Origin of the sequence: Prevotella sp. AGR2160, assembly GCF_000424185.1 — a bacterium.
GTDB lineage: Bacteria > Bacteroidota > Bacteroidia > Bacteroidales > Bacteroidaceae > Prevotella.
This window is the reverse complement of record NZ_AUJK01000005.1, coordinates 41,486-62,115: the sequence shown is the minus strand read 5'-3', so window position 1 is coordinate 62,115 and position 20,630 is coordinate 41,486. Positions and strand designations below refer to the sequence as shown.

15 protein-coding genes, 1 tRNA gene and 1 pseudogene are annotated in these 20,630 nt (G+C 52.9%); 9 read left to right on the top strand and 8 right to left on the bottom strand.

Annotated elements, in window-relative coordinates; all coding sequences use genetic code 11:
* Positions 1-101: 101 nt before the first annotated feature.
* Complete coding sequence (surE, locus tag G604_RS0105085; protein ID WP_028909612.1) at positions 102-929, top strand: 5'/3'-nucleotidase SurE; 828 nt, start codon at positions 102-104, stop codon at positions 927-929.
* The gene (gene lpxB, locus G604_RS0105080) at positions 929-2,068 is read left to right on the top strand and encodes a lipid-A-disaccharide synthase (RefSeq protein ID WP_028909611.1); all 1,140 of its coding nucleotides are present in this window, start codon (positions 929-931) and stop codon (positions 2,066-2,068) included. Before surE ends, lpxB begins: the two co-directional genes overlap by 1 nt.
* 103 nt (positions 2,069-2,171) lie before the next feature.
* Here the strand turns inward: lpxB and G604_RS0105075 are convergent, their stop codons facing one another.
* The 3 genes from G604_RS0105075 to rsfS all read right to left on the bottom strand — a co-directional run bounded on the left by G604_RS0105075 (position 2,172) and on the right by rsfS (position 5,548).
* A complete protein-coding gene (locus G604_RS0105075; protein WP_028909610.1) occupies positions 2,172-3,059 on the bottom strand; it encodes a phosphatidate cytidylyltransferase in 888 nt (295 codons plus the stop codon).
* A 78-nt stretch (positions 3,060-3,137) separates the two neighbouring features.
* Positions 3,138-5,174 carry an ATP-dependent zinc metalloprotease FtsH gene (gene ftsH, locus G604_RS0105070; RefSeq protein WP_028909609.1) on the bottom strand — a complete coding sequence of 679 codons (2,037 nt, stop codon included), beginning with the start codon at positions 5,172-5,174 and terminating at the stop codon, positions 3,138-3,140.
* Between the two features lie 14 nt (positions 5,175-5,188).
* Positions 5,189-5,548 carry a ribosome silencing factor gene (rsfS, locus tag G604_RS0105065; RefSeq protein ID WP_028909608.1) on the bottom strand — a complete coding sequence of 120 codons (360 nt, stop codon included), beginning with the start codon at positions 5,546-5,548 and terminating at the stop codon, positions 5,189-5,191.
* A gap of 170 nt (positions 5,549-5,718) precedes the next feature.
* Between rsfS and G604_RS0105060 the strand changes: the two genes are divergently transcribed.
* Positions 5,719-5,792 (top strand) — tRNA-Gln (locus G604_RS0105060).
* 91 nt (positions 5,793-5,883) lie between these two features.
* Here the strand turns inward: G604_RS0105060 and pyrH are convergent.
* The 3 genes from pyrH to G604_RS0105045 form a co-directional block, all read right to left on the bottom strand.
* Positions 5,884-6,594, bottom strand: a complete 711-nt coding sequence (pyrH, locus tag G604_RS0105055) for a UMP kinase (RefSeq protein ID WP_028909607.1) — start codon at positions 6,592-6,594, stop codon at positions 5,884-5,886.
* A gap of 64 nt (positions 6,595-6,658) precedes the next feature.
* Positions 6,659-7,402: a biotin--[acetyl-CoA-carboxylase] ligase gene (locus G604_RS0105050; protein WP_231376052.1), complete on the bottom strand. Its 744-nt coding sequence runs from the start codon at positions 7,400-7,402 to the stop codon at positions 6,659-6,661.
* A 113-nt stretch (positions 7,403-7,515) separates the two neighbouring features.
* Positions 7,516-7,896, bottom strand: coding sequence for a YraN family protein (locus tag G604_RS0105045; RefSeq protein ID WP_028909605.1), 381 nt, complete (start codon positions 7,894-7,896; stop codon positions 7,516-7,518).
* A gap of 75 nt (positions 7,897-7,971) precedes the next feature.
* On the opposite strand from G604_RS0105045, the gene G604_RS0105040 reads away from it, so the two are divergent.
* Both G604_RS0105040 and G604_RS0105035 read left to right on the top strand, forming a co-directional pair.
* Positions 7,972-8,427, top strand: coding sequence for a nucleoside deaminase (locus tag G604_RS0105040; RefSeq protein ID WP_028909604.1), 456 nt, complete (start codon positions 7,972-7,974; stop codon positions 8,425-8,427).
* A 116-nt stretch (positions 8,428-8,543) separates the two neighbouring features.
* Positions 8,544-8,876, top strand: a complete 333-nt coding sequence (locus tag G604_RS0105035) for a cupin domain-containing protein (protein WP_028909603.1) — start codon at positions 8,544-8,546, stop codon at positions 8,874-8,876.
* A gap of 43 nt (positions 8,877-8,919) precedes the next feature.
* Here G604_RS0105035 and G604_RS0105030 read toward each other — a convergent pair whose 3' ends face one another.
* Entirely contained in the window at positions 8,920-9,708 is a 789-nt protein-coding gene (locus tag G604_RS0105030) for a carboxymuconolactone decarboxylase family protein (protein ID WP_081657662.1), read from the bottom strand.
* A gap of 314 nt (positions 9,709-10,022) precedes the next feature.
* Between G604_RS0105030 and G604_RS13600 the strand changes: the two genes are divergently transcribed.
* The 3 genes from G604_RS13600 (at position 10,023) to G604_RS13595 (ending at position 19,514) form a co-directional block, all read left to right on the top strand.
* A complete protein-coding gene (locus G604_RS13600) occupies positions 10,023-12,662 on the top strand; it encodes a glycosyl hydrolase family 95 catalytic domain-containing protein (protein ID WP_051220235.1) in 2,640 nt (879 codons plus the stop codon).
* A complete protein-coding gene (locus G604_RS0105020) occupies positions 12,659-15,028 on the top strand; it encodes a helix-turn-helix domain-containing protein (RefSeq protein ID WP_036904657.1) in 2,370 nt (789 codons plus the stop codon). The genes G604_RS13600 and G604_RS0105020 overlap by 4 nt, the downstream gene beginning before the upstream one ends.
* A 94-nt stretch (positions 15,029-15,122) precedes the next feature.
* Positions 15,123-19,514: a pectinesterase family protein gene (locus G604_RS13595; protein ID WP_051220234.1), complete on the top strand. Its 4,392-nt coding sequence runs from the start codon at positions 15,123-15,125 to the stop codon at positions 19,512-19,514.
* A 59-nt stretch (positions 19,515-19,573) separates the two neighbouring features.
* On the opposite strand, the pseudogene G604_RS14715 reads toward G604_RS13595, so the two are convergent.
* Positions 19,574-19,804: pseudogene (locus G604_RS14715) on the bottom strand (NifB/NifX family molybdenum-iron cluster-binding protein); the annotation flags it as partial.
* Between the two features lie 270 nt (positions 19,805-20,074).
* Between G604_RS14715 and G604_RS0105005 the strand changes: the two are divergent.
* Positions 20,075-20,620: a chromate transporter gene (locus G604_RS0105005; RefSeq protein ID WP_028909599.1), complete on the top strand. Its 546-nt coding sequence runs from the start codon at positions 20,075-20,077 to the stop codon at positions 20,618-20,620.
* The last annotated feature ends 10 nt before the right edge of the window (positions 20,621-20,630 follow it).

The following is a 20,630-nucleotide window of genomic DNA, read 5'->3' as shown; positions in this document are numbered from 1 at the left end:
TGCAAAGATACACATTTTAAATGAGATATGCGCCTAATTCTCCTTTTTTTAGTAATTTTGCACTGAAAAATTGTGAAACGCGTGAAACATATAGATTTGATATGAAGAAAGAGCAAAAACCATTGATATTGATTTCCAATGATGACGGCTATCATGCCGGTGGTATCCGTTATCTCTGTGAGATGCTGCGTGACGATTATGATGTCCTCGTCGTAGCTCCCGAGAGTGCCCGTTCCGGTTTCTCCGGGGCCTTCTCGGCCACTACTCCGTTGCGACTGAAACGCCGTCATACCATCGAGGGTGTCTCCCTGTGGTCGTGCAACGGTACGCCCGTGGACTGTATCAAACTGGCGTTGGCCGGTCTCTGTCATCCTGATGAGGTGCCGACGATCGATCTCGGTTTCCATCGTCTGCCCGATCTTATCCTTTCCGGTATCAATCATGGTGACAACTCCACGGTCAACGAGCATTATTCGGGTACGATGGGTGCTGCCATGGAAGGTTGCATGAAATATCTGCCGTCGGTGGCTTTCTCCAGTTGTAACTATGACACGGAGGCCGATCTGAGCTATCTCAGTGCCTATGTCCGTCCGATTGTGGAGAAGGTTTTGAAGGAAGGGCTGCCGAAGGGTACGTGCCTGAATGTCAACTTCCCGAAGGAGCCGCCTTTCAAGGGCGTGAAATTCTGTCGTATGACGATGGGCAGCTGGGTTAATGAAGTCGTAGAGGAACGCCATCCCCGCGGTTATCCTTATTATTGGATGGTGGGTCACTACCGTAATGACGAGCCGGAGTCGACGGATACGGACCAGTGGGCCTTGACGCACGGCTATGTCGCTATCACACCGACGACGATGGATGTGACCGACTATCGCTTCTTGGAGAAGATGCGTGGTGAGGAATCCAGTAACGAGGAGGGCAATGACTGATGAAATACTATCTGATTGTTGGAGAGGCATCGGGCGATCTCCATGCGAGTCGCCTGATGCGTTTCTTGAAGCAGTATGATGCTGCTGCAGAGTTCCGCTTCTATGGTGGTGATGAGATGTCGGCGGTCGGTGGTGAGCGTGTGAAGCATTATCAGGAACTGGCCTATATGGGTTTCGTTCCTGTCCTGCTGCATGCCGGTACGATCCTTCGGAATATGAAACACTGTAAGGAGGATATCCTGCGGTGGAAGCCCGACTGTGTCATTCTGGTTGACTATCCCGGTTTCAATCTCAATATTGCCAAGTATGTCCATAAGCATACCGCCATACCTGTGTACTATTATATCTCGCCGAAAATATGGGCATGGAAGGAGTGGCGCATCAAGAGCATCAAGCGTGATGTGCGGGAACTTTTCTCTATTCTGCCTTTCGAGGTGCCGTTCTATGAGGATAAACATCATTATCCCATCCATTATGTCGGTAACCCGACGGCGCAGGAAGTCCATGAGTTTAAGAATGGCTATCGGGAGAGTCGTACTGATTTCTGTGCTGCTCATGGCTTGAATGGTCAGCAGGAGATCATCGCCTTGTTACCAGGCAGCAGAAAGCAAGAGATTAAGGATAATTTGCCCGCGATGCTGGAGGCGGCGAGTCGTTTTGAAGATTATCAGATTGTCGTGGCCGGGGCCCCCGCTATTCCTGACAGTTATTATAAAAAGGTGGTGCCGGACATGCCTTATCCGATAGTCTACGATGCTACTTATCCGTTGTTGATGCATACGACGGCGGCTCTCGTCACGAGTGGCACGGCAACATTGGAGACGGCCCTCTTCGGTGTGCCCGAGGTGGTATGTTATGAGACGCCGGTGCCGAAATTGATCCGTTTCGCCTTCAACCATATCATCAAGGTGAAATATATCAGTCTCGTCAATCTTATCGCTGACCGGGAGGTCGTGCCGGAGATGCTGGCTGATCGTTTCTCTGTAGACCAGCTGACAGAGGAGTTGCAGAAAATTCTTCCCGGTGCTCCCGGACGGGAAGAGATGCTGAAAGGTTACCAGGAAGTGAACGCCAAATTGGGCACGAATGTCGCGCCCGATCTGACGGCACAGTGGGTCGTAACCCTGCTGAAGAAGTAAAAGAAGTAAAAAAGTAAAGAAGTAAAGAAGTAAAAAAGTAAAGAAGTAAAGCTCCGCAAGGGACCTTACCTTATCCTAAGTTTACCTTTTTACTTTTTTACTTTTATATCGTTAGCGTGTAGAGATAGATGACGGCAGCAGGGATGGCGAGGAGGCTTGAGTCGAAACGGTCGAGCATGCCGCCGTGTCCCGGCAGGATCTTTCCGCTGTCCTTGATACCTAGGGTGCGCTTGAAGAGACTCTCCACGAGGTCGCCCCAAGTACCGAAGAACACGACGACGAGTCCGAGGCCGATCCATTGTGGCATGTTCAGCAGATGTTGGTTGTCACCGTTGTTGGCGAGATAGCCGATGAGAGCTGCCACGAGGAGAACGAGGATGCCGCCGCCGATGCTTCCTTCCCAACTCTTTCCCGGACTGATGCGCGGGAAGAGTTTATGCTTTCCGAAGAGGGAGCCACTGCAGTAAGCTCCCGTGTCGTTCGTCCAAAGGAAGATGAAGATGCTCAGCGGCAGCAGACTGTCATAATCCACCATCATCCCACCGGGATATCCCATCGCGTCCGTGCTTCCTACGTGGAAGGCGAGGATGTTGATCAGTGAGAAGGGCAGGGCGATGTACATCTGCGAGAGCATCGTGTATGCCCAGTCATTGACTGGGTCCTGCTGTTTCAGATAGAGCTCACTGATGAAGAGATAGACGATAGTGAGGATATAAGGGATGAAGACGATGAAGTCACTCGTCAGTCCCATGCGCCATCCGGCCGTGGCGAGGAATAAATAGACACCAGCCAGTGTGGTGATGAAACGGTTGATGGCCACACCTTCTTTCGCGTTGACGAGACCGGTATATTCCCAGATCGTCATTCCCGTGATGATGGCGAAGAGGACGATCATAGACAGGGGGCTCCACAGAAAGCCACCGACCATGACAATGACGAACAGGGCACCGGTGATGGCCCTGACGACGAGATTCTTCATCTTATCACTCATATTCTTTTGTTTTATTTTTCTATTTATCCTTCGAAAAACGGCGGGCCGCCACAAGGGACGGCCCCTGCAAGTGGATCTTTATTCTTTACTTTTATCTTCTTCTTTCTTGCTGTCCTCATGGTCCTGGATAGCCTTCTGGACCTCGGGCATAGCCTTGACCTTAGCCTCCTGCTCGCGCTCCTCATCGTTGATGATCTCCTGGGTGCGACTGACCCACGGCCGTTTGCCGAAGATCTTCTCAACATCCTCGGCCATGATCACCTCTTTCTCCAGCAACAGTTGGGCTAGCTGGTTGTGGCCCTCCTTGTGCTGCGTGAGGATATTCTTGGCACGGACATACTGTTCGTTGATCATTTTCAGCACCTCGTCATCCATCACCTTGGCGGTAGTCTCAGAGTAGGGACGCTGGAACTGATACTCATTATTATTATAGTAGCAGATATTCGGCAGCTTATCACTCATACCGGCATAGGCGATCATGCCATAGGCACTCTTCGTGGCACGCTCAAGGTCGTTGATGGCACCCGTGGAGATATGTCCCGTGAACAGTTCCTCAGCGGCACGTCCGCCAAGGAGAGAGCACATCTCGTCGAGCATCTGTTCCTTTGTCGTGATCTGACGCTCCTCAGGGAGATACCAGGCAGCGCCGAGGGCCTGTCCACGCGGCACGATACTGACTTTCACGAGCGGGTTGGCATAACGGCAGAACCAGCTGATGGTGGCGTGACCGGCCTCATGAAGGGCGATGGTCCGCTTCTCGTCGGCCGTCATCACCTTCGTCTTCTTCTCCAGACCACCAACGATACGGTCGACGGCATCAAGGAAGTCCTGACGGCCTACCGACTCCTCGTTATGACGGGCAGCGATCAACGCGGCCTCATTACATACATTGGCGATATCGGCACCCGAGAAGCCCGGCGTCTGACGGGCCAGCAGGTCGACATCGACAGTATCATTCGTCTTCACGGGCTTGAGATGTACCTGGAAGATCTGCTTGCGCTCGGTGAGGTCGGGGAGATCGACATGAATCTGTCGGTCGAATCGTCCGGCACGGAGCAGTGCAGAGTCGAGCATATCCACGCGGTTGGTAGCGGCGAGGATGATGACGCCGGAGTTCGTGCCGAAGCCGTCCATCTCCGTCAACAGGGCGTTGAGAGTGTTCTCCCGCTCGTCATTACCGCCCATGGCGGGGTTCTTCGAACGGGCACGTCCGACGGCATCGATCTCATCGATGAAGATGATACACGGCGCTTTCGCCTTGGCCTGGCGGAAGAGGTCACGGACACGGGAGGCACCGACACCGACGAACATCTCGACGAAGTCGGAACCACTCATGGAGAAGAAGGGCACGCCGGCCTCTCCGGCGACAGCCTTCGCCAGCAGCGTCTTTCCCGTTCCCGGGGGACCGATGAGCAGGGCGCCCTTGGGAATCTTACCACCGAGGTCCGTATATTTCTTCGGGTTCTTCAGGAAGTCGACGATCTCCTGCACCTCCTGCTTGGCGCCTTCCTGTCCGGCGACATCCTTGAAGGTGATGCCGAGGTCGTTTCCTTTCTCATACATCTTTGCCTTCGACTTGCCGACATTGAAGACACCGCCGACGCCGCCCGAGCCGCCTTTGAAACCGCGGCCGAGCCACCAGAACATCAGGATGAAGAAGGCGAGAGGAGCGAGGTTGCCAATCCAATAGAGGATATCACTCGATTTCCCGTTCTCATAACTGAAGTCTTTGATCTTGCCTTTCTGCTGTTCTGCGGTGAGATACTTGTCTAGTTCGTCCAGAGAACCGTAGTCGACATCGACATACGGGTTCGGGCCCACCTCCTTGGCGGACTTGAAGAAGACGAGGCGGATACATTCCGGCTTGACATACATCTGCAGCGAGCCCTTGTCCTTGTTGACAACGACACGGTCGGCATAACCCTTTTCTACATATTCCTTGAACTTGGTATAAGTGGCATCCTGCGCTGCCGATCCGGCCATGCTGTTGGCATTACCGGAGAGGAAGAGCCAGATGGCCACCACCAGGACAGTGATGTAAAGCCAGGTGAAGTTGAAGCGGGGCCGCTTCGGACCCTGCGGCTTTTCAGAATTTTCTGTATTGAGATTGTTCATACTTGCTTGGTTGGTTAGGCGATGTTCGGGATCTTCGTCAGTTGGGCATCCTCCCACAGATTCTCCAGGTCATAGAACTTGCGTACTTCCGGGAGGAAGACATGTACCATGACGTCAACGAAATCAATGGCGATCCATTGATCCGTGCCGAGGCCTGCGACATTGACGGGTTTCTCGTGGAGATGCTCCCGTACCTTGTCGCCGATAGACTCAGCGATGGCTTCTACCTGTGTCGGTGACTGTCCCTGACAGATCACGAAATATTTGGCGATGGCGCCGTCGATCTTCTGCAGGTCAGCGATGACGATGTCCTGCCCTTTCTTATCCTGGATTCCATCGGTGATGGTCTCCACCAGTTGTTTTGTTTCTTCCATTTAGTCTTTTATATTGCGACTGCAAATTTACCCCTTTTTATTGGTACTGACAAAGGGTTGAGGAATTTTTTTTGAGTTTTTATGAAAAAAAGTAGGAAAAAGTTTTGGAGGTTTCAAAAAAAGTCGTACCTTTGCACTCGCAATCAAGCAATAGGGGTTGCAAGAAACATTGGGATATGGTGTAATGGTAACACTACAGATTCTGGTCCTGTCATTCCTGGTTCGAATCCGGGTATCCCAACCAAGCGAAGAGACTTACATTGATTTGTGAGTCTTTTTTTTATGTCTTTTCGAGGACGGCAGGTCATGAGACGCTGCCGTCCTCGTTTTTCATTTTATGCCTTTACAAGCGTGCCGATGTTCTCGCCGTCCATGACCTTCTTGAGGTTGCCGTATTGATCCATATTGAAGACATAGATGGGCAGACCATTCTCCTTGCACATCGTCGTGGCCGTGAGATCCATCACTTTCAGCCCCTTGTTGTAGATCTCGTCGTAGGTGATCTCGGAGAACTTCGTAGCCGTAGGATCTTTCTCGGGGTCGGCCGTGTAGACACCATCTACGCGCGTGCCTTTCAGCATGACGTCGGCCTCGATCTCGATGCCGCGGAGGGAAGAGCCCGTGTCCGTAGTGAAGTAAGGATTACCCGTACCGGCGGAGAAGATGCAGATATATCCGGCTTCGAGGGCCTCAATGGCTTTCCATTTATTATAGAACTCGCCGATCGGTTCCATGCGGATGGCGGTCATCACCTTCGTCTTTACGCCGATAGCGCCGAGGGCACTGCTCAGGGCGAGGGAGTTGATGACGGTGGCGCACATGCCCATCTGGTCACCCTTAACGCGGTCGAAGCCTTTCTGGGAACCACTGAGTCCGCGGAAGATGTTGCCGCCACCGATGACGATACCGATCTGGACGCCCATGTCGTGTACCTCTTTAATCTGTTTGGCATAGTCGGAGAGACGTTCCGGGTCAATGCCGAATCCTTGTTTGCCCATGAGGCTCTCGCCGGAGAGCTTGAGCAGAATACGCTTAAATCTTGCCATTGTTGTTGTTATTTTTTTGAGAATAATTTTTCAGTTAGACGGCGGAACATGATGAATCATGTCCCTACAGCATGAACTGCACCTCTTTGAACAGGTAGGAGCGGAAGCGGTCGCTGCGGTCGCGGAGGACGAGATGCCCGTCGTCTTCCACCTCCACGATAGCGGCCTCAAAGTCGCCGTTGCTGTCGCGGAAGGGCCAGAAGCCCGTACCGCGGTAGAGATAGGACATATAGAGATCGATGATCTCCTGGTAACGGTTTTCTTCGATCATCGTGAGGTAATGCTGCAGCTTATCGATGATCTGCAGGAGAATTTCCTCACGGTTCACCTCCCTTCCGAGGATCTGATAGAGGGAGACGGGATTGGGGGCGTCACTATGGAAGGCTTTCTGGTTGACATCAATGCCGATGCCGAGGATGCAGTCGCTGATCTGTCCTTTGCGGATGTGGGTCTCGATGAGTGTACCGCTGATCTTCTGGTCGTGGTAATAGATATCATTCGGCCATTTGATGGAAATACCGTCCGTGTATTGGGTGAGGACGTCACGGAGGGTGAGCGCCGTTGCCATACTGACGATGAACTGCTCACGTACAGGGACGCCGACGGGATGGCAGAGGATGGAGAAGAGGAGGTTCTCCCCTTTCTCACTCTCCCAGGTATTCGTGCCCTGTCCGCGGCCGGCACTCTGAAATTCTGTCTCCACGACGGCGATGTCCGTTCCTTCGAAGTCGGCGAGGTGGGCGTTGAGGTAGTTGTTTGTGGAATCGGTCTCGTTGAGTCGTTTCCGTTTGATCGTATATTTTCTCATTGATGATATCGTTATAGTTTCATTATATGGGCGGAGCATGATAAATCATGTCCCAACATCGCGGAACATGATAAATCATGTCCCAACATCGCGGAACATGATAAATCATGTCCCTACAGCACGAGCATGGGGTTGAAGGCATTCTTGATAAGGTCGATGCGCTTCACCTGCGGTCGCTTGCCGACGACGGCGATGATGTCGAAACGGATGGCCTTATATCGGATGGAACAGTAACGCAGATAGGCATTGGCGGCATAGGCGAGATTACGGATCTTCTTGCAGTCCACAGCCTCCTCGGGACTCTGGATGGTATCGTCAGACCGGGTCTTCACCTCCACGAAACATAGCGTCATCGTCTCGTTCTCCAAGGCGATGATATCGATGTCTCGGTGTTTGTTGCGCCAGTCCCTCTCAAGGATGAGATAGCCCTGCCGCTCCAGTTCTCCCTGTGCGACTTCCTCGCCCCAGATACCTTCTTCATTGTGTTCTGCCATTTTCTTAGTCTATTATTTTTGCAAAAATAAGAAAAATCGGTTGAAAAATCAAAAGAAAACCCGTAAATTTGCAGTATGGAAGAAAAAGAGACGCAACAACAGAAGGACGAGCATTATATGCGTATGGCCTTGAAGGAGGCTGTGGCCGCTTATGACGACGGGGAGATTCCCGTCGGTGCCGTCATTGTCTGTCAGGACCGGATCATTGCCCGGGCCCATAACCTCACGGAGACGCTCCATGATGTCACGGCCCATGCCGAGATGCAGGTCATCACGGCCGCTGAGAATGCCCTTGGCGGGAAATACCTCCAGGGCTGCACGCTCTATGTCACCGTTGAGCCCTGTGTGATGTGTGCCGGTGCCATCGGGTGGGCGCAGCTCTCCCGTATCGTCTATGGCGCGAGTGATGAGAAGCGCGGTTTCAGTCGTTTCGCGCCCCATGCCCTCCATCCGAAAGCCACCGTTACGAAAGGTGTTCTTGAAGCGGAGTGCCGGAATCTCATGCAGCGCTTTTTCAAAGAACGGAGGTAGGGACATGATTGATCATGTTCCGCCCATTGAGAGGTAAAAAAGTAAAGAAGTAAAAAAGTAAAAGTAGGGACATGATTCATCATGTTCCGCTCCTGTAAATTAAATAGTAAAACATTATGATTATTGATCACAAGAAGATTGAGCCCATCATCGCTGATGGCTTCAAGGGCGGCAAGGGCCCGATGGAATCCCGTAACTATTATGACGGACACGTGCGTATCAACATGGCCACGCTGAAGCCCGGTGACTATGCCGGATACCACAAGCACGAGGGAACGTGTGAGGTGATCTATGTCGTCAGTGGTACGCTCACGTTCACCTATGACGGTCAGGAGGAAGTCTGCCATGCCGGACAGGTTCATTATTGTCCCGAAGGCCATTCCCATGCCTTCGCCAACAAGTCGGACGAGGATGCCACTTTCCTCTGTGTCGTTCCCGCCGTGAAATAATGTAGGGACATGATTGATCATGTCCCGCTAGTAGGGACGATGATTATTTCCCTGACTCATTCGGAGCATCGAGGCGTTTGTAATCCTCCTCACTTACGGGCTCGAGCCATTCGTTGCTCGTATTTTCACCGGCGACGCCGATGGCGAGATGGGAGAACCAACTGTCGGCGGCGGCACCATGCCAGTGCTTCACCTCTGCGGGGATGTTGACCACATCGCCGGGCAGGAGTCTGCGCGCCGGCTTGCCCCATTCCTGATACCAGCCCTCGCCGCCGACACAGAGGAGCAGCTGACCACCGCCCTTCGTGGCGTGATGGATATGCCAGTTGTTACGACAGCCGGGTTCAAACGTGACGTTGTGGATCACGACCTGCCGGTCGGAGACCGCAGCGAGGTAACTCTGTCCCTTGAAATATTTCGCATAGGCGACATTCGGCTCCCCAATGGGGAACATCAGCGTCTGCTGGTAGGCTTCCCGGCTCATCGGCGTAGCCTCCGTATCGCCGTTCCATACCTCTTTGGCGAGGTTGAAGGCGCCCCAGGCTTTCGGCCAGCCTACATAGAAGGCGATATGCGTGAGCAGTTCGGCAATCTCCGTCTTCGTCACCCCGTTCTGCTTGGCCGTAGCGAGGTGGTATTTCAGGGAACTGTCGGTGATGCCCATGCTCACGAGGGCCGTCACCGTGAGCATGCTGCGGTCATGGAGACTGAGCAGGTCATTACGATTCCATACTTCTCCGAAGAGCACGTCATCATTGAGGTGTGCGAAGGCGGGAGCGAAGTTGCCAAGGGCTGTCCGTCCCGCCGTCTGTGTTACGTCGATCTTTTTCATCTTAGTTTTCTCTGTTTTGCGTTTCCGAGGGCAAAGTTACGCATTTTCGCTGAGATGGAAACTATCAAGAAAGGAGAAAAAAATACCCGTTTTGCGGAACATGATGAATCATGTCTCTACGAAGGGGGCGGAAGTCGCGGCTATAGGGCTCGGAAACGATGCGTATGGAGGTTCCGATGCCATTCCATGTGTATGGAATAGGCAAAAAATATCGTGAATCCTGGAAGAAAATGGAAAAGTTTTTGTACTTTTGTCATCGAAACAAACTATAGCCCCACGAAACAGACGGTGGGGTATCTAAACAAACTGACTCAATGAACAAAAAGACAACCATCATTCTTACCTTTGCCTTTACGCTCTTGCTCTCTGCCTTGCCTCTTGATCGGTTATCAGCGGACGAAAATCCTTATCGTCTCAAAGGAAACAAAAACGTGCTCTGGTATAGCCGCCCCGCAGCTTATTGGGAGGAAGCCCTTCCGTTGGGCAACGGGCGACTCGGCGTGATGCACTCCGGCGGTGTCGAATGTGACACGCTGCAGTTGAACGAGGATACTTACTGGAACCAGGGACCCAACCAGAACTATAACGGTAATGCCCTGAAGGTGTTGGGACAGGTGCGTGACAGTATCTTTGCGGGCAGGTACGCGTCCGTACAGGACCTGATTGTCCGCAATTGGACCTCACCGGCGAGTAATGGTGCTACCTATCGTGGCGCCGGTGTGTTGCTCATCAGTTTCCCCCATCGGAAATACAACAAGTATCTTCATCTGCTTGACATGAATACCGCAACGAGTCATGTCAACTATAATGTCGGTAAGACCAGTTACAGCCGAACTGTCTTCACCTCGTTTGCCGATGATGTAACCATAGTCCGTCTCGAAGCCAGTAAGAGAGGGAAGTTGCAATTCAGCCTTTGCTATTCGGGGTGTAACAAGACGAAAGTCAATCAGCTCAAGTCGAACATGTTCTATGACGACCGTACCATCAAGGCAACTCTTGGCCCTGCCACGGTACAAAGCGAACATGTTGATAATCTGTTGAATCTGTGTACATATATCCGTATCGTTGACTGTGATGGCGTGATAGCCCATACAACGACCCATGTAGAGGACAGAGGCCTCACATGTGAAGCGGATAACGCACCGACATTGACGGTGAAAGGGGCCAGCTATGCTACGATCATCATCTCACAAGCTACCAACTTCAAACACTATGACGACGTCAGTGGTGATGCTTGTGCCACAGCCCTGGCTTTCCTGCATGACTATGAGTCCCGTAGGAAGGATTATGCCTCTGCGCTTGCTGACCATGAGAAGATCTACCGTCAACAGTTTAACCGGGTAGACCTCTCTCTCGGCGACAATGCCCTGCAGGAGTGTAAGGACACGGAGACACGTATCCGGGAGTTTCATACGGTCAGTGATCCGCAGCTAGCGGCCACCTATTTCCAGTTTGGCCGTTATCTGCTCATCTCCTCCTCACAGCCGGGCACGCAGCCGGCGAATCTGCAGGGACTGTGGAATCCTGATGCCCGTCAATATCCAGCATGGGACTCCAAATACACGACGAATATCAATGTCGAGATGAACTACTGGCCTGCCGAGGTTACCAATCTCGCGGAGTGTCATGAGCCATTCATCCATATGATAAAGGACGTCAGTATGACCGGTGCCGAGACCGCCAGAAGAATGTATGGCGCACGGGGATGGACGGTGCATCACAATACCGACATCTGGCGTACGACAGGAGCCGTGGATAATAACACCTGCGGCGTATGGCCTACTAGCAACGCATGGCTCTGTTCCCATCTGTGGGAACGCTATCTCTTCTCCGGAGACAAGAAATATCTGTCAGATGTCTATCCTGTGATGAAGAAGGCGTCGCAGTTCTATCAGGATTTCCTCGTCGAAGATCCCCATACCCACTATCTGGTGGTCTGTCCCAGCACTTCTCCTGAGAATCATCCGGGGAATCTCAAGTATATGACAGCTTCCGGCAAGGCGAAGAATGTCGCTGTCTTCGGAGGTGTCGCCATGGATAACGAGATGGTCTACGATCTGCTCAAGAACACCGCGACAGCAGCCCGCATCCTTGGCGATGATCCCTTTGCCGACTCGTTGGCCCTTCTGAAAGGAAGGCTGACCCCCTATAGGATAGGGCGATACGGACAGGTGCAGGAATGGCAAGAAGACTGGGATTATGAGACCACGCCGCATAGGCATCTCTCCCATCTGTGGGGCGCTTTCCCGGGAAGTCAGGTGTCGCCGTATACGAATGCTACCATCTTTCAAGCCGTACACAAGAGTCTCGTCGGGCGTGGCGATGGAGCCCGTGGATGGTCCATGGGATGGAAAGAAGCCCTGTGGGCGCGGATGTTGGATGGTGATCATGCGCTGAAGATCTTGAAGAACCAACTGGTACTCCTCAATCCAAACGTAACCATCCGTTCCTCCGATGGTGGCTCCTATGCCAATATGTTTGACGCCCACCCGCCTTTTCAGATCGATGGCAACTTTGGTGCCACGGCAGCCATTGCTGAGATGCTGGTGCAGTCGCATGCCGGTTTTTTGCATCTCCTGCCGGCTCTGCCGTCAGCATGGAGGGCCGGGGGCTGCGTGAAGGGCCTGCGCTCTCGGGGTGGCTTCGTCGTAGAGCTACTGTCTTGGAAAGAGGGGAAGGTGACGAGTCTGCGAATAAGATCGACCCTAGGTGGCAATCTCCGTCTGCGCACGGCTTCTCCGTTGATATTCGCTGATGGCTCGTTACCGAAAGAGGCTGTTGGTCGGAATACCAATCCTCTGATGCAACCCTACGACATGCCGGATCCTATTGTCAAGGATCCGCATAAGATTCCGGCCACAGTGTTGCCTCCTTCCTATCTTTATGACATTCCGACGAAGGCTGGTGAAGTATTGGAGCTTCAATCATTTTTATCTAAAAGCAATCAGTTATGAAGTGTTGGCTACTTGCTCTGCTGACCGTGTTTAGTCTTCAGCCCCTTTCCGCCGCTCCCGGTATGGAGCGGGTCGTTTACGGGGAAGACGAAGGGATATCCAGCGATCATATCACGCAGATATTACAGGATCAGTATGGTTTTATCTGGCTCTCGACATGGAATGGGCTCAACCGTTTTGATGGCCGGGAGTTCGTGACCTTCAAGACGAGGCCGGGCGACAAGAGCGGCATGAGCACCGACCGGATCCGTAATATTGCCATCAATGATGATCATCCCGACATCCTGAATTGTAAGACCGACCATGATTGGTATCATTTCTCTTTGAAGACGGGAACTTTCATGAACGTCAGCAGGGCAGAGGCCGGACGACTTCAGCGAAGACACGGACATGGCAATGGCGTCAGTAGGCATCAGCAGGGAATACTGACGTTTGTACTGCGTGACCGGCAGGGATTGGTATGGACCATTGACCAAGGACGGCTCCTTCTGGACAGGTCGGTAGCCCAGCGTGTCGACCGATGTGCTTTCGCTCAGCCGGCAGAAGGGAAGTGCTTCTTCCGTGATCATGACGGTCGTTACTGGATGACGTCAAAAGAGGATCGGGGCGTGCGCCTGTATACGAAGGACCCGGCATCGCCGCTCTTCCTCTCCGCTGCCGGCACGCTGAGCAGGTCGGCAGTTCCTTTTGCCGCACCGGTTTATTCCATCTGTCAGTCGTCGCATGGCGATATGTTCTTAGGGTGTAAGCCCGGCGGACTCTACAGACTACGGTGGCACAAGGACCGGTTTCTGGTGGAACGGGTGAAAGGAACGGCGGACCTCCGTGTCTATGATATCAAGGAAGACCGTTATGGCCGGCTGTGGCTGGCCACTATGGGCCATGGCATCGTCTGTCTGAGCCACGGCCGTCTGCGTTTCTTCCGGGTTGGTGTAGAGAACAGGGTGCGCCGCATCTATCTCTTGCCCCATGACCTGCTGATGGCAACATCAACGGAAGGCCTTGTGACCATGAGCACGAAGAATCCCGGAAAAGTATATGTCAACAAGCGCGAGCCGGGGCGTGCAGCGAGTCTTGCGGCGAGTGCCTGTATGAGTATGGTGCGTTTGGACGGCCATTACTTTATCGCTACGGAGAGCGGAGGCATCGATGAGATCCTCTCCACTGACTTACTGAACAGCCATCTTGCTTTCCGGCATTTCAATACCACCTGTGGACTGGGCAGTGATGCCATCCAGGCTTTGGCGGTGATGGGCCGGCAGATCCTTGCCGTGAGCGGCAGCCGTCTGATGCTGCTCAACCCCAAGACAGGGGAGTGTCGGAACTTCGGCTCGCAGTTCTTCCATGAGAAACTGCATTTCTCCGAGGCGACGCCACTCCGAAAGGCCAATGGCGACTGGATGATCGGACTTCTCGACGGCGCTGTCTTCATGCCGGAAAAGGTGTTGGCGCCTGATACCTATGTGCCCGATCTTGTGCTGACTTCCCTGACGGTAGGCGATAAGCCCGTTCGCTATGCCGTCAATACAATCCGGCACCTCCGTTTGCAGAGCGATGAGCGGAGCCTGGTCCTCACTTTTGCGGCCCTGGACTATCGTGGCCCGGAAGATATCCAGTATGCTTATCGCATGGAGGGAGATTCGGCGTGGCATTACCTCGGGACGAGTAATCAGGTGGCCCTTCCCCGTCTCTCCCCGGGAAAGTTCGTGTTACAACTGCGCTGTACGAATGCTGAGGGGACCTGGAGCCCGCGTATCAGAACATTATCGGTGGAGGTCGTACCCGTATTTACGGAGACGGTGTGGTTCCACCTATTATTATTAGTGCTGCTTCTGGGACTGGTCGCTTCCATTCTCTGGGTAAGAAACTATATCCGGCAGATCAAGAAGAGTCAGCAGGAGACGCTGACGGCTTACCTCACGCTGGTAGAGAAAACCAGTGGGGCTGTGACTGCTGAGAAGGAACAGCCGGCAGAAGCTGTTGTCTCCGTTCCTGCGTTGTCTTCTGCTGATAAGGCCTTTATGGACAGAGTGATGAACTATGTGGAACGACATATCGCCGACTCTGATGCTGACCTCGCCGACATGGCTGCTGAGGCCGCCGTGTCGGTGTCCGGCTTAAACCGTAAGATGAAATTGCTCGTGGGACTTACTCCCGGAGAGTTTCTCAAGGAGGCACGTCTCAAGCATGCCTGTGCGATGTTGGGCAACACGGCGGAGACGGTGTCAGCGATCTCTTTCGCCTGTGGCTTCTCCGATCCGAAATATTTCTCACGCGTCTTCCGGCAGTCTGTGGGCGTTTCTCCCAGTCAGTATAGAAATAAGGTGCAAAATCAGGGCGAAAAAGGGGTAGAAATATCCGATTGATATTTTCTTACCCATGATATGAGTGTTTTTTACCCCTTAGGTTTAGTGGCTTTTGACTACTTTTGCGGCATGAAACGCTATTAAACCAAAACAAATGAAACACAAATTCTTATCTACCTTGGCAGCGATGCTCATGATCGGAGTCATCGCTGTCCAAGCCATTAAAGTACACACCATCGGTGACTCTACCATGGCGCAGTACGACCCCAACTCCACCGTCACGCGGGGCTGGGGACAGTATCTGCAGCAGTTTCTCGATGGTGTAACGGTCAATAACCGCGGCAAGGGAGGAGCTTCCACCCGCAGTTTCTATGAGGGGGAGAACCTATGGCCCAGTGTGAAAAAGCAACTGTCTGCCGGCGATTATGTCCTCATCCAGTTTGCCCACAACGATGAGAAGAGCCAGGGCATGGATGGTGTGGAGCTGAAGGCTTACTACACCAGGATCGGTGATCAGGCCAATGCTGACGCGACACCGACTACGGGCACCGTGCCTACCGGGGCCTACAAGCAGTATCTCATTAAGTTTATCAATGAGACACGCGCCGCCGGTTGCACGCCAGTCCTCGTCAGTCCGATCTGCCGGAAATATTTCGACGGCAATGTCATCCGGCGTGCGGGACAGCACGATCTTGGCGACAGCTTCTCCAAACTTACGGCCAACGGGCCGGTGACCGGTCAGCGTGTGGCTGCCGATGATCACTCCATGGATTATCCTTATCAGATGAAGCTGATTGCCGACTCCATGGGCGTACAGTTTATCGACCTCACGACCCTCACGAAGGAGTTGTATGAGAAATACGGCGATGCCAAATGTAACACCCTGTTCTTCGACGGTCAGGGCAGCACCCATCTCAACGAGACCGGCGCTATGCTCGTTGCCCGCCTCTGTGCCCGGCAGATGAAAGCCCAGGGCATCCTGGCCGACCATGTCAACCTCCGCAGTGAACTCGCCGTCACGCCTACAGAGCTCTCCCTTGGCAGTGGCTTCAAGGGACAGACGCTCTCCAAACAGGCTACCATCAAGGGTTTCGAACTCAGTCCTGAGAACGGCGACATCACGCTCACGGCTACCGGTGGTATGCTGCTGAGTACGGACAACACGACATGGGCCTCATCGGTCAAGCTCCATTATGATGCCGCTATGGTCGTCAATACCTTCTATGTAAAGTATGACATCACCGATGACAGCCAGACGGCTATCAGCGGGACCATTACGGCTACACAAGGCTCACAGACCGTGACCGTTCCTGTCAGTGGCTCTATTATCAAGATCGATGCGGCGAAGGCCCAGGATAATGTTACGGCGACATGGCCGTTAGGCACCATTGGCGAGAGTGATATGAATGCCACGATGTCGGCTCAGGGACTGGTATCGGTAGCTTCCATGACAGTAGGCAGTGATCTCACGCCGATGGACAAGAGTGTGGATGGTACTCCCTATTATGCTTTCCAGCCTAAGACCAATTCCGTGGCTGACGACCAGGAGGCTGATGCCATCACCTTCACGCTGACACCGAAAAAAGGCTTCACCTTCGTACCTACGAAGTTCGCTTTCAAAGCTTCGAAGTTCGGCACCAGTGGTGGACAGTATGATGTCGTCGCAGCCGTAGGAGACAAGCAGGTGACGTTGGCCACGAATATCACGCCGAACCGCAGCAACGACAAGACAACGGCACATTTCAGCGACTATTCTTTCGATATCTCCGACCTTGTGTCGGTCGGTGAGCCTGTGACGGTGAAGATCTACGTGAAGAAACTGGCCAACAGCAAGCAGCATGGTATCCGTGATGTCGTGCTCACGGGTAATTTCTCCGGTGAGGCCGTCGAGGTAAAGTCATATACGCTCCATGTCAGTAATCCCACGCCGGAAGCCGGCACCGTGACGGTCAGTCCCAATGGCTCCGTCTTTGATGAAGGTACGGAGGTGACGTTGTCGACGACCGAGAATTTCGGCTACCATTTCCTCGGATGGGAGGATGCCGACGGTAATTATGTCTCGGAGCGAAATCCGTATACGTTCACGATAGACCATAGTATGGATCTGAAGGCCGTTTATCAGAAGGCCACCGTATACGCTCTCAACCTCCATACGACCGACGGTGCCCTTGTCCATATGGTGACGGTGGAACCTGAAGGACATGTGGTGGATGGCGTCCATCAGTATGAGAATGGAACAGAGGTGAAGCTTACGGCTACCAACAATAAAATCCTGACGTTCATCTCCTGGGACGACAACACCACCAATCCCGAGCGAACCATCAAGATGGATGGTGACAAGCAGGTCACGGCCAACTACAGTGCTGCCGATTATATCGTGGGTTGGGATTTCTACGAGGATACGCCGAAATCGGAGCGTGCCGCCGACTTCAAGTCCGACACGGAGAATGCCGGTCTCCTCTCCCTCCATAACGATGCCGGTACGACCTCAAGCTGGCTCCCGCGTGGCCATGAGAACGGACAGGAGAAAGGCAGATACGGCGCGTCCTGTTGGCGGAATATCGATGACAAATATTTCTTTGAGATCAGTTTCTCTACGAAGAATTATCAGCATGTGACGGTAAGCAGTCTGCTGGGCAACAACTATAATTCTTATGCCCGCTACTACGAACAGGCTTCTACCGATGGGGAGAACTATACCACCGTGGGGACGTTCGATATGCCGGAGCGTAACTGGACAGACGTTCAGGATATCACGCTGCCCGATGCGTTCAGTCATCAGGACCGCGTCTATGTGCGGTGGTATCCCGATACAGAGAGCGGGAAGGTCGGTGTGGCATACGCCAATGACGGCTTGACGCTCGGAGAGGTCTACGTGCTTGGCGAGAATAATGCTTCTGCTGATGCTTCCGCTCCGGTCTTGGTCAGCTCCAACCCGGAGAACAACGCCACTGACGTCAGCGCTACAGGATCTATCATCCTGAATTTCGACGAGAAGATCAAGGCTGGCGCAGGTGATGCCACCCTCGGTGGAGAGACGCTGCAACCGATCATCAGTGGTAAGACCGCTATCTATAAGTATGGTCCGCTGAAATATGATACGAACTACACGTTCTCTCTTCCTCAGGGCGCAATCACCGACCGTAACGGAAACCCGTTCGACGGCACGCAGATCACCTTTACCACGATGCAGCGCACGCAGCCAGAGTCCCGTCTCTATGACGCTGTTGTGGCACAGGACGGAACGGGCGACTATCTGACACTCCAGGAGGCCATCGCCGCCGCTCCCGAGGGCCGCACGACCCCTTGGCTGATCTTTGTCAAGAGAGGTGATTATACCGGTCATGTCATGATTCCCGCCAACAAGCCTTATCTTCATATCATCGGACAGGACAAGGATCTCGTGACGATCAGTGACAACCGCAAGTCAGGAAGCGGTGATCCCTATGGTATCAATGACGGCGCGACAATGGATATTGAGGCTGATCATGTTTATATAGAGGGGGTTGACCTGCAGAACAGCTACGGCGTTGAGCAGAACGACGGTCCACAGGCGCTCGCCCTCTGCTCCAATGGTGACAAGCTCATCATGAACAATATGAAACTCCGGTCCTATCAGGACACATGGTATACAGGTGGCAGCGACAGTCACAGAGCTTTCATCACGAACAGTTGGATAGAAGGTGCCGTTGACTTCTTCTACGGCAAGGGTGACGTGATGATCACTAACGATACGGTCAATATCGTCCGTAAGACCGGCGGTTATATCGTCGCGCCGAATCATGGGAAGAATGCCAAGTGGGGCTATGTGTTCCTCAACAATGTCATTACGGCGCCTGGTGAACCCTCGCAGACCAGTGTGTGGCTCGGACGTCCGTGGCATGAGTATCCGAAGACTCTCTTTATCAACACCAAGGCATTGGTCACGATTCCGGCAACCGGCTGGTATGAGACAATGGGTGGCCTGCCTGCTCTTTGGGCTGAATATAACACGATGGACAAAGACGGCAATCCCGTCGATCTCTCACAGCGGCGCACGGAGTATTACTATACCGATGCTGACGGAAACAAGGTCTATGGTCACAGTGAGACCGCCGTCCTTACTGCCGGACAGGCAGCGCAGTACACGGTGAAGAATGTGTGCGGCCAGGATGATGCCTGGAATCCGGAACTGACCTGTGAGCCATGCGCGGCCCCCGTGGTAACCATCAGTAAGGGTACGCTTTCATGGCAGCCTGTTGACTTCGCCATCTGTTATGTGGTCTCCAAGGATGGTAAGGTGGTTGATATCACGACATCTACTTCCTGTCAAATTCCTGGCAGTGGAAACTACAAGGTACAATCTGTCAACGAGTTTGGCGGACTGAGCAAGGCTGCTGCGGCTTCATTGACGGATGGCATCTCATCTGTTGACACCGGAGAGGGTAAACATCGCGTAAAGGCTGTATATGGTGTTGATGGCAAACGCTTCAATGATTTACAGAAGCGAGGGATCAATATCATCAACTATTCTGACGGACAGAACAGAAAAATTTACAGTAAATAATCTAGAAGAGGACAGCTCCTACGGGCGCTGTCCTCTTTTCATTAGGGCGTTCAATAACCTTACTTGTCGGCTACTTCGAAGATTCGGATCTCGGGGTCTGCCTGGAACAGCGGGCTCAGACCGGGAGCAACATGCTTGACAACATCATCGACGGCGATGGCGGGAGCACCGGCATGAAGCTCAATGCCTACCGTCTTGAGCATGTTGACAGCGCCGGCGCCGAGTCCGCCGCACAGCACCTCTGTGGCGCCATGCTCCTGGATGAAGCGCACCATGGCACCACAGGTATCACTTTCGTTTCCGGCGGTGAAATTAGGAACTTATTTTGAAACAGCCAAGAGTCCTTCCGATATATACCGATAATTCTCCTGAAATTACAAGATCACAAAATTTATTCTTGCCATGCCTTGGACCACCGGATAAAACATTTTGCCCACATAAATGATCCGGTGTCCGGAATATGATCGCTCAATCCGCAGGGATTAAAGATTTTTAATCCGATATTTTCTTTTACGTGGGATATTCTTCCGACCTTTGCATCCGATAAAAAAGAAAAGGATATGTTATTAAAATTTTTCCTTACCTGCAATAAGATCGGAGCCTTCACCCTGGGCGGAGGCTACGCGATGATCCCGATCATGGAAGAGGAGTTTGTCAACAAGAACCATTGGTTGGGCAAACAGGAGTTCATGGATATCATGGTCGTAGCGCAGACGACACCGGGCATATTCTCCATCGACATGGCGAGTCATATCGGATATAAGATGAAGGGCGTGTGGGGCGGTATCGTCGGAGCCCTGGGCATCGCCGTCCCCTCCATCATCGCCATCCTCATCATCGCGATGTTCTTCCGCAATTACAAGGACAATCCCTGGGTGGAGAAGTTCTTCGAGGGTGTGCGTCCCGCCGTCGTGGCCCTCATCGCCTCTCCTTGTTTCAAAATGGCGAAGACGGCCAATATCAGTTGGAAGAATGCCTGGATCGTCGTGGTGAGCTGCCTCCTGATATGGCTGTTGAAGGTCAACCCCGTATGGGTCATCATCATCGCCGGTACGGCGGGATTCTTCTACGGGAAAATCATGAGAAGTAAAAAAGTAAAGAAGTAAAAAAGTAAAG

Coding starts and splice junctions, on each gene's coding strand:
- surE (WP_028909612.1), top strand. CDS start 102: ATGAAGAAAGAGCAAAAACCATTGATATTGATTTCCAATGATGACGGC.
- lpxB (WP_028909611.1), top strand. CDS start 929: ATGAAATACTATCTGATTGTTGGAGAGGCATCGGGCGATCTCCATGCG.
- G604_RS0105075 (WP_028909610.1), bottom strand. CDS start 3,059: ATGAGTGATAAGATGAAGAATCTCGTCGTCAGGGCCATCACCGGTGCC.
- ftsH (WP_028909609.1), bottom strand. CDS start 5,174: ATGAACAATCTCAATACAGAAAATTCTGAAAAGCCGCAGGGTCCGAAG.
- rsfS (WP_028909608.1), bottom strand. CDS start 5,548: ATGGAAGAAACAAAACAACTGGTGGAGACCATCACCGATGGAATCCAG.
- pyrH (WP_028909607.1), bottom strand. CDS start 6,594: ATGGCAAGATTTAAGCGTATTCTGCTCAAGCTCTCCGGCGAGAGCCTC.
- G604_RS0105050 (WP_231376052.1), bottom strand. CDS start 7,402: ATGAGAAAATATACGATCAAACGGAAACGACTCAACGAGACCGATTCC.
- G604_RS0105045 (WP_028909605.1), bottom strand. CDS start 7,896: ATGGCAGAACACAATGAAGAAGGTATCTGGGGCGAGGAAGTCGCACAG.
- G604_RS0105040 (WP_028909604.1), top strand. CDS start 7,972: ATGGAAGAAAAAGAGACGCAACAACAGAAGGACGAGCATTATATGCGT.
- G604_RS0105035 (WP_028909603.1), top strand. CDS start 8,544: ATGATTATTGATCACAAGAAGATTGAGCCCATCATCGCTGATGGCTTC.
- G604_RS0105030 (WP_081657662.1), bottom strand. CDS start 9,708: ATGAAAAAGATCGACGTAACACAGACGGCGGGACGGACAGCCCTTGGC.
- G604_RS13600 (WP_051220235.1), top strand. CDS start 10,023: ATGAACAAAAAGACAACCATCATTCTTACCTTTGCCTTTACGCTCTTG.
- G604_RS0105020 (WP_036904657.1), top strand. CDS start 12,659: ATGAAGTGTTGGCTACTTGCTCTGCTGACCGTGTTTAGTCTTCAGCCC.
- G604_RS13595 (WP_051220234.1), top strand. CDS start 15,123: ATGAAACACAAATTCTTATCTACCTTGGCAGCGATGCTCATGATCGGA.
- G604_RS0105005 (WP_028909599.1), top strand. CDS start 20,075: ATGTTATTAAAATTTTTCCTTACCTGCAATAAGATCGGAGCCTTCACC.